Origin of the sequence: Paenibacillus sp. J2TS4, from assembly GCF_018403245.1 — a bacterium.
In the GTDB taxonomy this organism is placed as follows: domain Bacteria; phylum Bacillota; class Bacilli; order Paenibacillales; family NBRC-103111; genus Paenibacillus_L.
This window is the reverse complement of record NZ_BOSH01000015.1, coordinates 120,704-133,241: the sequence shown is the minus strand read 5'-3', so window position 1 is coordinate 133,241 and position 12,538 is coordinate 120,704. Positions and strand designations below refer to the sequence as shown.

The following is a 12,538-nucleotide window of genomic DNA, read 5'->3' as shown; positions in this document are numbered from 1 at the left end:
AGATAATTCTATCGGACAAACTATGGCTAGGGTGAGGAAGGGGACGGCAGGTTATGGACAACGCCAGGCTGGGGACGGGCAGTGTGATCGATCGAAGCTTAGGAAGATTCCCCTCTTATTTAAAAAAGAATTTGGTTCACATCCGTCACAATCTATATTTGAACCGGGGCGACCCCGCCTATTATGATAAAGTGCTTCGTTACGTCGACCCTTCGTCGGCAGAAGCACATTATCATCTAGGCCAGAAATACGAACGGCAAGGGAATTATTCCAAAGCCCTGCATCATTACTTGGAAGCGGGACCGGATTTATCTTCTCCTTATTCGTTAAAGGCCCGCTCCGCAATGAGGAATCTTCTGGAGGAAGAATCGCCTCCGCGTCATCCCATTCGGACAGGGAATGATGGGAGAGCCACTGCTGGAGAGCGGAGAAACCGCAGCGCCGTCAAGCCGATTCTGGGCGGGATGATCCTCATTAATATTCTTCTGTTAACTCTGCTACTGCTGATGTGGCATGGCTGATTGATTACGGGAAACCAATAAGCGCCCCACTCTCTGGAATAGAGGAGTGGGGCGCTGTTTAGGGTAATTTAACCGTAAATGACTTCATCCGCTTTGGCGCGATCGAGCCGCTTGATCACTTCCACAATAAGCTTCACGGCATTCTCATAATCATCGCGGTGGAGAATAGCGGCATGCGTATGAATATAGCGCGTCGGAATGGAAATGGCGAGCGCGGGGACTCCGTTAGCGGTCACATGGATAGCTCCGGCGTCGGTTCCACCTCCGGCGACAAAGTCGAACTGATAAGGAATGCCAACCTCATCGGCCGTATCGGTTACCAGATGCCGCAATCTGCGGTGGGAGATCATGGAGCCATCGTAGACCAGCACTTGCGGTCCGAGTCCCATTCTGGCCAATGCTTCCTTATCGCTTACTCCCGGAGTATCTCCGGCAATTCCGACATCCACGGAGAAGCCGATATCCGGCTGAATCAGGTGGGTAGCGGTTTTCGCACCGCGAAGGCCGACTTCTTCCTGCACGGTAGCAACGCTATAAACCGTATTCGGGTGGTCCGTATCTTCAAGCTGGCGTAGCACATCAATGGCAATCGCACAGCCAATCCGGTTGTCCCAAGCTTTGGCCATCAGCAGCTTCTCGTTCTTCATCACGGTGAATTCACAGACGGGGAAGATGGAATCTCCCGGCCTGACGCCGAATTCCATCGCTTCTTCCTTGCTGGAGGCGCCGATATCGATGAACATATCTTTCTTCTCCACTGGCTTCTTACGCGCCTCGGGAGGCAGAATATGAGGAGGCTTGGAGCCGATCACTCCAGGAATTTTTTCTCCGGAACGAGTCACGACCGTGACTCTCTGGGCCAGCATAACCTGCTCCCACCAGCCGCCCAGCGTCTGGAATTGGAGAAAGCCTTTATCGTCAATATGGGTAACCATGAATCCGATTTCATCGAGGTGGCCGGCCACCATAATTTTGGGTCCTTCGGAGCTGCCCTTCTTGACGGCGATCAGGCTCCCTAACCGGTCTGTGGAGATTTCGTCAGCATAAGGCTCTATGTACTTCTTCACTACGGCGCGGGGCTCGTCCTCGTTACCCGGCACTCCATTCGCATCCGTTAAAGCTTTAAGCATTTGTAATGTTGTGTCTAGCTCAGCCATCTTCTTATTCCTCCCTTGAAAACGGTTATAGTTTGTTTCTTCATCACTTTATCACATTATATGGAAATCAGAAACCAAAAACCAAAAACAAATCCATTAGGTCGCGAATGGGCCTTCGCGCGGTAGGCTTGCAAAGTTAAAACCCATCCTAAAGACGTCTTTTTCCGTGCGATGGCTCTTGTACCTATAGTGCCAAAATATAGGTCAAATAAGGCGACTTTGATCACGAAGTATACCACGAAGCCGATTTGACATGGGAAATGAAATCAAGGTGCAAATGTGCACTTTAATAGTGCTGTTTTCGCATTTTTTGTGAGTAAGGTGTAAAAATGCTCTCCATTTTCCACTTTTCTCGAAAAAAGGATGATTTCATCAATTTAAGAGGTACTTTTGCACTTCAAACGCTCAAGAGGGATAAATGAGGAAATTAAGAGGTACTTTTGCACCTCAAACGCTCAAGAGGAGTAAACGAGGAAATTTAAGAGGTACTTACTGCACTTCAATGGCCTAAAAGAGGTTCGCACCGGTTGACCAAGCTAACTCAACTTTATAGTTCATGATAAAAGCTCGATTATCCAGTATCTTATGTATATCCGCAACAAGAAAGTCCGGGAACCGGCGAAACATTCTCGCACAGCAACCGGACTATGTTATCTGTTTAAATGCCGCCGCCTTCGTAATTGCGATAGGCTCCATGATTCGTAGGACCGACATAGCTGTTCAGTGCAAAGGAGTGGCGGATGGCCGCCGTAATAAATGCTTTGGCCGTGTGAATGGCTTCCCGGACGGTCTTACCCTTGGCCAATTCAGCGGTAATAGCGGACGAGTAGGTGCAGCCTGCTCCATGGGTGTAAGTGGTGCTGATTTTCTCCGATTCCAGAATCTCGAAGGTATCCCCATCGTACAGAAGGTCAATGGCACGGGTTTCGCTGACCAGCTTGCCGCCTCCTTTAATGAGCACATATTTCGCTCCCAGCGAATGAATTTTGGCGGCGGCCTCTTTCATCTGCTCGACTGATTTGATAGGGCCATATCCGCTGAGCTGGGAAGCCTCGAACAGGTTTGGAGTCACCACGAGAGCTTTGGGAACAAGCACGTCACGCAAGCTGTTGTTAGTTTCCGGATGCAGCGCTTCGTCTGCCCCTTTACAGACCATCACAGGGTCTACTACGACATTGGTCAGATTGTATTTCTCGATTTTGCTTGCGGCCAGCTCGATAATTTCGATCGATCCGAGCATTCCCGTCTTCGCGGCATCCACGCCTATTCCACAAATAATTGTCTCTAATTGCGCTTCGAGAACATCCGTCGATATCGGGAAGACGTTATGGAACCAGTTATTGTGAGGATCCTGAGCGACAATCGTAGTCAGGGCGGTCATGCCGTACACTCCCAGCTCCTGAAAGGTTTTGAGGTCGGCCTGGATTCCGGCGCCGCCGCTGCTGTCAGAACCTGCGATTGTTAGTGCTTTTTTCATGTTAAAATAACGCTCTCCTTTACGAATATATAGTGGTGTCAGGAATCGACAAGTTGCTACAAATTAGACTACCTAAATATATTACTATGATTTCGCCATTCAATAAACCTATTCTGGCAAAAAAGCTTCGTCTTTAGGCCTGCTCAATTTTGCTGTAAAATGATTATTCTCGTTGGTTGGAGCGAGAGCTAATTCGCGATTGGCCATAGCACCGCTTAGCACCATAAATATGGACAAACATCGCGGCAAAGGCTATAATGGCATCAGAACCGCACTGCGTATCCTTGCGGTAGTTATCATTTAATATTGCTCGGGGTGCTGGAATTGGCCGGCTGAGATGGTATCCCTCAAGATACGAACCCTTAAACCTGATCTGGGTAATGCCAGCGTAGGAAAAGAAGCTGCTTTTGGCTTAATTTGACATGCGTACGCTCCCGGAAGGGGGCGTTTTTTTAACACGAGAATGGTTATAGCTTTCGGCTTCCTGGGCAAAATCTTACAGGGGCTCGAAATGCGGAGGTGAAGGTCGAATGGCCAGCGAGCAATTGGCTTTACGGAACATTTACAAAAGGTTTGAGAGCAAGCGCAAAGCTTCACAAATATTGGAAGACATATCGTTAACCGTACACAAAGGAGAATTTGTCTCGATTATCGGTCCTTCCGGCTGTGGGAAAAGCACTCTTTTTCATATTATCGGTGGTTTGATCCAGCCTACCGAAGGTCAGGTAATCCTTGAAGGAAAGGAAGTGACCGGGCAAAAAGGTCATATCAGCTACATGCCCCAACAGCCGGCTTTGTTTCCCTGGCGGACGATTGAAGATAACGTCATCCTGGCTCGGGAAATTGTCGGGCTGCCGAAGCAGGAGGCGCGGAGGGAAGCGAGAGCCTGGCTGGCAAAGGTCGGACTAAGCGGTTACGAGCAAGCTTATCCGCATGTATTATCCGGTGGGATGCAGCAGCGCGTCGCCTTCATTAGAGCGTTGCTGAGCCCTAAAGAGTTGATGTGCCTCGATGAGCCGTTCAGCGCTTTGGACGCTTTGACGAGAGCGGAGATGCAGCGCTGGCTATTGGACATTTGGGAAGAAAACCAACGGTCGGTTTTGTTTATTACGCATAATATCGAAGAGGCCTTGCTGTTGTCGGATACTGTGTATCTCTTATCCAGTAAGCCCGCTCGGGTTTTGCGAAGGATAGAGATCCCTTTCTCCCGCCCACGAGAGGAACGGCTGCTGTCTGAGCCGTCTTTTATTCAACTAAGACAGGAGATTTACGAGCGGATGAAGGAAGAACAGCACAAGATGCGGGAGCAAGCCGGTAGCCGAAGTAGGTGAGCGGAAATGGACAAAGCGAGTTATATAGACGCTCATATTCATCTGGATCAGTACTCTGATGATGAACTAGCGGGCATGCTGCGGGAAATGCCCGAGAACGGTATCGAAGGGCTGGTGGCGGTATCGACGGATGGGCCTTCCTGTCGGAGGACTCAGGTACTGCATGCGGACTACCCAAGGCTGATTCGGCCCGCATACGGCTTCCACCCCGAACAGCCTTTATTGCCGGAGGAGGAACAGGATGCTCTTCTGAGCTGGATGAAAGAGCAGAAGGGAACGATGGCGGCCATCGGGGAAGTGGGCTTGCCGTATTATACCCGCCGGGCGAAGTGGGCTCAGGAGAATGAGGGCGGTTTAGACCTTCAGCCCTATGTAGAATGGCTGGAATCCTGTTTGCGTTTGGCGGCAGAGGTGAACAAGCCTGTCGTTCTGCATGCGGTCTACGAGGATGCAGAGATGGTTTGCGACTTGCTGGAAAAGCATAATGTGGCGAAAGCGCATTTTCACTGGTTCAAAGGAAGTGACAAGACTACGGAACGAATGATCCGCAATGGATACTACGTATCTGTAACGCCGGATATCGTCTATGAGGAAGAGATTTGGCGACTGGCCGCTCGGTATCCATTGGAGCAAATGATGGTGGAAACGGACGGGCCATGGCCATTCGAAGGACCGTTCCAGGGCAAAAGAACCCATCCATGGATGCTTGCCGCCGTTGTCGATAAGCTGGCCCGTCTTAAGAGGGTGGATTCTCGTGAATGTGCTCAATTAGTGCTGGAGAATACAAGAAGCTTCTATGGATAAATCAATGCTCTTTCGTTATTATGTCCAGGTTAAAATTGTCAATACATATGAGAAAAACTTCTGTCAGAGTCCTTGGGAGCAGCGGACGTTCAATATGTAATTAAAAAAGGGCCATCCCATTAGCAACACATTTGCCTCGGGATAGCCCTCTTCGAACTGCGCATCAGCGGTGTAAATCTTGAGGTATTCTTCAGGTATTGCAGTTAATGCTACGTATGCTCCAAAAAATCGATCAGACCCAGCCTCTGGCTTCCATAGCTTTGGTAACTCGGAGCAAGGAAATCATAAAAGCGCCTGTACGCATATCGGTATTGTATTTTTTGGACAGCTTACGAACGGCGTGATAGGAGCTGATCATTTTTTCCTGAAGCTTGGAATTCACTTCTTCCTCGCTCCAGTAATGGTTCATAAGGTTCTGAACCCACTCGAAGTAGGAAACCGTAACGCCTCCGGCATTAGCCAGAATGTCCGGTATGACAATGATTCCTTTCTCGATCAGAATTTTGTCGGCACCCGGGGTCGTCGGTCCGTTAGCCGCTTCTGCTATGATTTTGGCTTGGATCCGGTGGGCGTTAGCCGAAGTAATAACGTTCTCCAAAGCCGCAGGAATTAAAATATCCACATCCAATGCCAGCAAATCTTCGTTGGATATATGATAAGAAGTGCCGTAATCGAGAAGAGAAGCATTGTCCTTCAGTCGTTCAGCCTCTTTCAAGTCCAGTCCTTCCGGATTGTAGATGCCTCCTTTGGAGTCACTTACAGCTACGATTTTGCAGCCGATCTCAGATAGCAGGTCTGCAGCAATACGTCCGGCGTTACCAAACCCTTGGATAGCGACCGTTGTCTGTCCGGGGGATAGATTCAATTCGTTAAGTGCTTCGATAATAGTGTAGACGCAGCCTCTTGCTGTGGCCTCGTTGCGTCCTTTGGATCCGCCGATGATTAGAGGCTTGCCGGTAATGACTCCAGGGGAATATTGACCTTTGATACGGCTGTAGGTGTCCATCATCCAGCCCATAATTTGAGGGGTCGTATATACGTCTGGTGCGGGAATGTCTTTCTCCGGTCCGACAATGTCGGCAATGGCTTCCATGAAACCGCGACTGACTCTTTCCAGTTCGCCCTTGCTTAAGGTATGGGGATCGCAGATGACTCCGCCCTTGCCGCCGCCATAAGGAAGGCCGACGACTCCGCATTTGAAGGTCATCCACATGGACAATGCTTTCACTTCATCCATCGTCACGTCCGGGTGAAAGCGAATGCCTCCCTTGGTAGGTCCGATCGCATCGTTGTGCTGGGAGCGGTACCCTTCAAACACTCTGACCGATCCGTCGTCCATTCTTACCGAGAAGGACACCGCTAACACTCGTTTGGGCTTCTTTAAAATTTCAACAACATGCTTAGGCAGATCGAGGATCGATGCTGCAGCTTCGATTTGCCTCTGCACAATATCAAATGGGTTTAGATCTTCTTGTTGTCCTACAACTTGTGCCTGCATGGTTATCAACAACCTTTCTGGATATAATCTTTTTTGAACTTGACGACCAACTCACCGCTTAGTAATTCTTTATTATAGAGGAAATGTCTGATAAAAGGAAATTAAATGCTTTTTTTGGTCCATAAATAAAACTTATCACTAAAAAATATCGGCTAAGAATTAAGGATTTAGTGTTATTTAGCAATATTAAGTAATACTTGGAAATACCATGGTACAAATTGTGTAGGAATCTATGTACAGCATGATATAATAGGATTATTTCAATGTAAACTCACTGATATTGGAAAAGAGAGAGGCAATCATTATTAAACAATTAAACACTGAAATGGCAGCAGAAGCAAAAAGGTAGAACTCATGGAATAAACTCCGGTGGGATAAAAGGAGAAATCCGATAATGCAAGCAAGAAACGTTGTAATTCTAGGAACAGGGAAGTATTTGCCTGTTAGAAGAGTCCAATCTGATGAAATGGATCGGAGATTAGGCACCTCAGAGGGATGGACATTGCGCAAAACGGATGTGCATGTCCGCCATTTCGCGGTGGGGGAAACGGCATCAGAAATGGGAGCAGCCGCCGCTTATGAAGCACTTAAGGATGCCGGGCTCCGTCTATCCGATATCGATTGTCTGGTGTGTGCGAGCGGCACCGCGGAGCAGCCGATTCCCTGTACGGCCGCTTTGATCCAGAAGGCGATGGGCGGGGAGACCTCTGGAATCCCTTGCTTTGACGTGAATTCTACCTGTCTCAGCTTTTTGACGGGATTGGATGTGCTTTCCTATTTAATAGACGCAGGAAGATATGAACGAGTGCTGCTAGTTTCTACGGAGGTCGCTTCCATAGGGCTGAATTGGCGCCATAAGGAAAGCGGAGCGCTGTTCGGAGATGGGGCAGCAGCGGTAGTGATCGGAAGATCGGCTGCAGGCGCAGTATCGAAAATAGTGTGTTCCAGTATGGAGACTTACAGTCAGGGTGCCCATCTATCGGAAATCAGAGGCGGTGGAACGCGGATTCACCCTAGGGAGCATACGGCGGACAGAGAAGAAGACTTTCTGTTTCATATGAATGGCAGAGGAATTTTTAAGATGGCTGCCAAGCTGCTCCCGCCATTTGTCGACAAGCTCCTGCTGTCTGCTGGACTGACCATGAGAGACATTCATGTTGTCGTTCCTCATCAAGGAAGTGCTATGGCTATGCGGCTGATTACAGAAAAATTGGGCATTTCCAGAGAACAGCTCGTTTATATTACACCGAATCATGGGAATACGATTGCTGCCTCGATCCCGATGGGGCTTCATGAAGCGGCTAAGCAAGGAAGAGTGAACAGGGGAGACCGCGTGCTGCTGCTCGGTACATCCGCAGGATTATCGCTGGGAGGAATGGTGCTTGTCTATTGATCGGTCCACAGGCCGGGAATGTCCGATCACCATTCTGATTACCGGAGGCAGAGCTCCTGCGGCTCTGGAACTGGTAAGACTGTGGGCGGGTGCAGGACATAGAGTGGTGACGGCGGACAGTGTCCCTCATTCGCTCTGCGGGGCATCCAGACACACCGCCCGCAATTATGTGCTGCCAGAGATAAATCGGGGCCCGGCCGCCTATATTGATGCTTTAGTAGAAATTGTCCGATCCGAACAGGTGCAATGGCTAATTCCTACGTGCGAAGAGGTATTTGCTATTTCCCGGTATCGGGACCGCCTGCTTCCTTATTGCGAGGTGCTTGTGGACGACATTGCCAATCTGGGCCAGCTCCATAATAAGTGGCAATTTATAAGGATGGCAGACGAACTGGGCTTTCTGACGCCGGGGACACGATTGCTCCAATCGCTCTCCGAAGTCGAGGCCTACCTGCAGGAAGGAAGCCAGGACATGAAATATGTGCTGAAGCCGGTTTATTCGCGGTTTGCCTCCCGGGTAAGAGTCATTCATGGCGGGAAGAACGTAGACATAAGCGCACAAGATCTTCTCATCTCTCCCCGCTATCCTTGGGTCGGTCAACAATTCATCTCCGGGACGCCCTACTGCACCTACAGCATCGTTCATGACGGCAAGCTGGCGGCCCACGCCGTTTATGCCGCTAAATTCACGGCGGGCCAAGGAGCCAGCATTGGGTTTAAGTTGATGAACCACCCGGGACTGCTCGATTGGGTAACCCGATTTGTGACGGCCATCCGATTTACCGGACAGATCGCATTTGATTTTATAGAGACGGAGCAGGGGGAGCTATATCCGCTGGAATGCAATCCCCGTTCCACCAGCGGCATCCACTTGTTCCGTCTGAAGGACAGACTGGACGAGGCCTTCTTGAACTCTGGAAACAGGCCAATCGTCCTCCCATCGGATAACCGGCCCACCGTCATTAAGGGAGCGATGCTGCTGTACGGATGGAAACAAGGGGCTTCTTCCTGTTTCCGCGACTGGCTGTCTGCCTTAGTTAACAGCCGCGATGCGGTGTTTCGGATAGCCGACCCGATGCCATTTGCAGCTCAAGGGGCGGTGCTGCTGTATTTTTGGCGAAAGAGCAGGGCAAACGGAATTTCGATTGCGGAGGCGATGACTATGGATATGGAATGGAATGGCGAAGCATGAGGGCTTTAGTAACCGGGGCGACCGGATTCATCGGCGGCAAGCTGGCCTTGCGGTTGGCCGGCATGGGATGGCAAGTGACGGCGGCTGGCCGGAATGCACAGCAGGGCAGGAAGATCGCACTCGCGGCTGAGGGAATCACTTATATCCGGGCCGATCTGCAGGATGAAGCCTCTATAATGAAGGCATGCGAAGGCCAAGATTATGTCTTTCATTGCGGCGCCTTGTCCTCTCCCTGGGGAAAATATGACGATTTCTATCAGAGCAACGTGATCGGAACACGCAACGTGGCCGGCGGCTGCCTCGAGCATAAGGTGAAGAGGCTTATTCACGTATCGACGCCCAGTATCTATTTCGATTATACAGACCGGCTGAACATCAAGGAGGATGACCCGCTGCCTGCGAGATCGGTAAACTTCTACGCGGCTACTAAGCTGCTGGCCGAGACGGAGGTGGATCGAGCTTACGAGCGCGGCCTTGAGACGATTACCATTCGTCCCCGCGGCGTTTTTGGCCCCGGCGACCAGGCCATTCTCCCCCGTCTTCTCAAAGCGAACGAACGAGGGAAAGTTCCGCTCATTAACGGGGGGCAGGCGAAGATCGACATTACTTATGTCGAGAATGTCGTCGATTCTCTTCTGCTCTGTGCCGAGGCCGGTCCGGATGCGCTTGGCCGCAAATATAATATTACTAACGGAGAACCGGTTATGCTGGCTGAATTGTTGGAGAACCTGTTCTACGTCCTGAGGCAACCTCTGCGTGCCAAGCCGCTGCCTTTTCGCGCTGTCTATTGGTTGGCGGGAGGATTGGAATGGGGGGCGAAACTGTTCGCCGGCGGCAAGGAACCGCTGATTACCCGCTATACCGTCGGAGTCCTTGGGACGAATCAGACGCTGGATATAACCAGGGCGCGGGTTGAGCTCGGTTATGAACCTAAAGTAACGATTTCCGACGGTATCCTTAAATTTGCAGATTGGTGGAGGAAAGGGACCGATGATTAATAATAGAGTCAACGTACGGTACCGGTTATTCGCCGCCGGATATTGCACGCATTCGGAGTACTTAACTCTGCGCGGGGGGACTCGCCGCACAATCGGATTTCCCGCTGTCTTCGCTTGCGTCGAGCACCCGGTCCTGGGTCCGATCCTTTACGATACCGGGTATTCGTCCCGTTTCTTTACGGAAACGGTCCAATTTCCCTATAGTCTGTACAGACGGATGACCCCGGTTTTTTTTCGCGAGGAAGAAAGCGCCGTGAATCAGCTGCAGAGGGAAGGGATCGATGCCCGCAGTATCAAATACATCATTGTCTCGCATTTTCATGCCGATCATATTGGCGGTCTGATCGATTTCCCGGAGGCTACCTTCATCTATATGCGTAAAGCGTACAGAGCTGTTGCTTCACGGCGAGGCTGGTCCGCTTTACTGGCCGGCTTTCTTCCAGGGCTCGTCCCTTCGAACATTGAGGCCCGTTCTCTTCTCGTGGAGGAGTATGCCGTGCCGATTGAGCTCGATGCGCGGATGCACCCGTTCAGGACAGGCTACGATTTATTGGGAGACGGCAGCTTGATCGCTGTCGAGGTGTCGGGTCATGCCGCGGGCATGCTGGGCCTTTACTTCTCTACCGAACGAGAAGAAGTGTTCCTCTGCGCCGATTCCGCCTGGTCGAGCAGGGCCTACCGCGAGAACCGCCTGCCCCATCCGTTGGCCAAGCTCATTAAAAGCGATTGGCAGGAATATGTGCGCAACCTGGATCATCTGCACCGTCTGCATCAGGCCAATCCAGGGGTGAGAATTGTGCCGACGCATTGCGGGGAGGTCTGGTCCCATATCCGGAAAGGAGAGATGCCCGGATGCCGTTAACACTAATGAAAGATTACCTGTGGACTCGCTACGGACAACATTGGCCGAGCCGGCGAGATCTGCTGCTATGGCAGGAACGGAAGGTACGGGAGCATCTTCGGCTTGTGCTGGCGAAGACTCCTTTTTACCGGGAGCGTTCGGAAGGGCTGCTGCTGGAACAATGGAGAGAGCTGCCCATTATCGATAAACAAGTGATGATGGACCATTTTGACCGGTTGAATACGGTAGGAATTCGTTTGGAGGAAGCATTGCAGGTTGCGTGGGAAGCGGAAAAGAGCCGGGATTTCTCGCCGACCCTCGGAGGCGTCACCGTCGGCTTATCCTCGGGTACCTCTGGACATAGGGGAGTCTTTCTGGTCAGCAGGCGGGAACAAATGGCCTGGGCCGGCACCATAATGGCCAAGGTACTGCCGGGCAGCCCGTTTCGCAAGCACCGGGTTGCTTTTTTTCTAAGAGCGAACAGTAATTTGTATAATTCGGTGCGCAAGGGACCGATTCGGTTCCAGTATTTCGATATGCTGGATCCGGTCGAGAAGCATGTATCTGCCTTAAATCATTACCGCCCGACCTTGCTCGTTGCTCCGCCATCGGTGCTGAGGCTTCTCTCCGAAGCGGCGGATGAGGGGAGCCTGCGTATGGAGCCGGACAAAATCGTATCCGTAGCCGAGGTTCTCGATCCATTGGACGAGCAATACATAAGTGAGCGTTTGAACGGGAAGATCCACCAGGTTTATCAATGTACGGAAGGCTTCCTGGGGGCTACCTGCACTCATGGCACGCTGCACCTCAATGAAGATTTGGTCATCTTTGAGAAGGAGTATTTGGAAGGCGCTGAGCGCAAGTTTATTCCGATTCTGACTGATTTTCGGAGAATGACCCAGCCGATCATCCGTTATCGGCTTAACGATATTTTGACAGAACGAAAGGAGCCCTGTCCATGCGGGTCCCAACGGCTTGCCTTGGAACAAATAGAGGGCCGCAGCGATGATGTCTACTATGTGCGTTCCCTTGCCGACGGCCGCAGGAGGCCGGTCTTCCCGGATTTCATTCGCAGAGCGGTTCTGAGCGCCTCGTCAGAGATCAAGGAATACTCGATCGTACAGCATTCCGAACGTCTCATCGAATGTGCGCTTAAGGTTCAGCCGGAGCTTGAGATGATCTGCCAGGAGCAGGTTCGCCAAGCGCTGCTGGAGCTGTGGGGACGGCTGCGCTGCGAAGCCCCGGATATCCGATTCCGGGAATACGCACGGGGATCACTTGAACGCAAGCTAAGGCGAGTGGAGAGGAGGTTTGCTCCTTGACATC

The 12,538-nt window shown here is 51.1% G+C and carries 11 protein-coding genes and 1 riboswitch; of the genes, 8 read left to right on the top strand and 3 right to left on the bottom strand.

The genetic code is table 11. The features are described from left to right. Positions 1–53 precede the first annotated feature (53 nt). Positions 54–521, top strand: a complete 468-nt coding sequence (locus tag KJS69_RS24610) for a tetratricopeptide repeat protein (protein ID WP_213586454.1) — start codon at positions 54–56, stop codon at positions 519–521. Between the two features lie 68 nt (positions 522–589). Here KJS69_RS24610 and KJS69_RS24605 read toward each other — a convergent pair whose 3' ends face one another. Both KJS69_RS24605 and pdxK read right to left on the bottom strand, forming a co-directional pair. Then, positions 590–1,678 (bottom strand): M42 family metallopeptidase, encoded by a 1,089-nt coding sequence (locus KJS69_RS24605; protein WP_213586453.1) that lies wholly within the window; start codon positions 1,676–1,678, stop codon positions 590–592. Between the two features lie 658 nt (positions 1,679–2,336). Beyond that, positions 2,337–3,155: a pyridoxine/pyridoxal/pyridoxamine kinase gene (gene pdxK, locus KJS69_RS24600; protein ID WP_213586452.1), complete on the bottom strand. Its 819-nt coding sequence runs from the start codon at positions 3,153–3,155 to the stop codon at positions 2,337–2,339. A 301-nt stretch (positions 3,156–3,456) separates the two neighbouring features. Next, a riboswitch (TPP riboswitch) is annotated at positions 3,457–3,568 on the top strand. Positions 3,569–3,685: 117 nt separating this feature from the next. Between pdxK and KJS69_RS24595 the strand changes: the two genes are divergently transcribed. Both KJS69_RS24595 and KJS69_RS24590 read left to right on the top strand, forming a co-directional pair. After that, a complete protein-coding gene (locus KJS69_RS24595; RefSeq protein WP_213586451.1) occupies positions 3,686–4,486 on the top strand; it encodes an ABC transporter ATP-binding protein in 801 nt (266 codons plus the stop codon). Between the two features lie 6 nt (positions 4,487–4,492). Beyond that, positions 4,493–5,290, top strand: a complete 798-nt coding sequence (locus KJS69_RS24590) for a TatD family hydrolase (RefSeq protein ID WP_213586450.1) — start codon at positions 4,493–4,495, stop codon at positions 5,288–5,290. A 232-nt stretch (positions 5,291–5,522) separates the two neighbouring features. Here the strand turns inward: KJS69_RS24590 and KJS69_RS24585 are convergent, their stop codons facing one another. Next, positions 5,523–6,788, bottom strand: a complete 1,266-nt coding sequence (locus KJS69_RS24585) for a Glu/Leu/Phe/Val family dehydrogenase (RefSeq protein ID WP_213586449.1) — start codon at positions 6,786–6,788, stop codon at positions 5,523–5,525. A gap of 394 nt (positions 6,789–7,182) precedes the next feature. Here KJS69_RS24585 and KJS69_RS24580 point away from each other — a divergent pair, with 394 nt between their 5' ends. From KJS69_RS24580 to KJS69_RS24560, 5 genes are read left to right on the top strand one after another with little or no spacing between them, the layout of a single operon-like run. Then, complete coding sequence (locus KJS69_RS24580; RefSeq protein WP_213586448.1) at positions 7,183–8,181, top strand: beta-ketoacyl-ACP synthase III; 999 nt, start codon at positions 7,183–7,185, stop codon at positions 8,179–8,181. After that, on the top strand, positions 8,171–9,373 hold the full coding sequence (locus KJS69_RS24575) for an ATP-grasp domain-containing protein (protein WP_213586447.1): 1,203 nt from the start codon (positions 8,171–8,173) through the stop codon (positions 9,371–9,373). Before KJS69_RS24580 ends, KJS69_RS24575 begins: the two co-directional genes overlap by 11 nt. Next, entirely contained in the window at positions 9,370–10,371 is a 1,002-nt protein-coding gene (locus KJS69_RS24570; RefSeq protein WP_213586446.1) for an NAD-dependent epimerase/dehydratase family protein, read from the top strand. The genes KJS69_RS24575 and KJS69_RS24570 overlap by 4 nt, the downstream gene beginning before the upstream one ends. Continuing rightward, positions 10,364–11,233 (top strand): MBL fold metallo-hydrolase, encoded by an 870-nt coding sequence (locus KJS69_RS24565; protein WP_213586445.1) that lies wholly within the window; start codon positions 10,364–10,366, stop codon positions 11,231–11,233. The genes KJS69_RS24570 and KJS69_RS24565 overlap by 8 nt, the downstream gene beginning before the upstream one ends. Further along, entirely contained in the window at positions 11,224–12,534 is a 1,311-nt protein-coding gene (locus tag KJS69_RS24560) for a F390 synthetase-related protein (protein ID WP_213586444.1), read from the top strand. Before KJS69_RS24565 ends, KJS69_RS24560 begins: the two co-directional genes overlap by 10 nt. Positions 12,535–12,538 lie beyond the last annotated feature (4 nt).

Bases quoted from the DNA above. Each gene is read 5' to 3' on its own strand.
- KJS69_RS24610 (WP_213586454.1), top strand. From the start codon at position 54: ATGGACAACGCCAGGCTGGGGACGGGCAGTGTGATCGATCGAAGCTTA.
- KJS69_RS24605 (WP_213586453.1), bottom strand. From the start codon at position 1,678: ATGGCTGAGCTAGACACAACATTACAAATGCTTAAAGCTTTAACGGAT.
- pdxK (WP_213586452.1), bottom strand. From the start codon at position 3,155: ATGAAAAAAGCACTAACAATCGCAGGTTCTGACAGCAGCGGCGGCGCC.
- KJS69_RS24595 (WP_213586451.1), top strand. From the start codon at position 3,686: ATGGCCAGCGAGCAATTGGCTTTACGGAACATTTACAAAAGGTTTGAG.
- KJS69_RS24590 (WP_213586450.1), top strand. From the start codon at position 4,493: ATGGACAAAGCGAGTTATATAGACGCTCATATTCATCTGGATCAGTAC.
- KJS69_RS24585 (WP_213586449.1), bottom strand. From the start codon at position 6,788: ATGCAGGCACAAGTTGTAGGACAACAAGAAGATCTAAACCCATTTGAT.
- KJS69_RS24580 (WP_213586448.1), top strand. From the start codon at position 7,183: ATGCAAGCAAGAAACGTTGTAATTCTAGGAACAGGGAAGTATTTGCCT.
- KJS69_RS24570 (WP_213586446.1), top strand. From the start codon at position 9,370: ATGAGGGCTTTAGTAACCGGGGCGACCGGATTCATCGGCGGCAAGCTG.
- KJS69_RS24565 (WP_213586445.1), top strand. From the start codon at position 10,364: ATGATTAATAATAGAGTCAACGTACGGTACCGGTTATTCGCCGCCGGA.
- KJS69_RS24560 (WP_213586444.1), top strand. From the start codon at position 11,224: ATGCCGTTAACACTAATGAAAGATTACCTGTGGACTCGCTACGGACAA.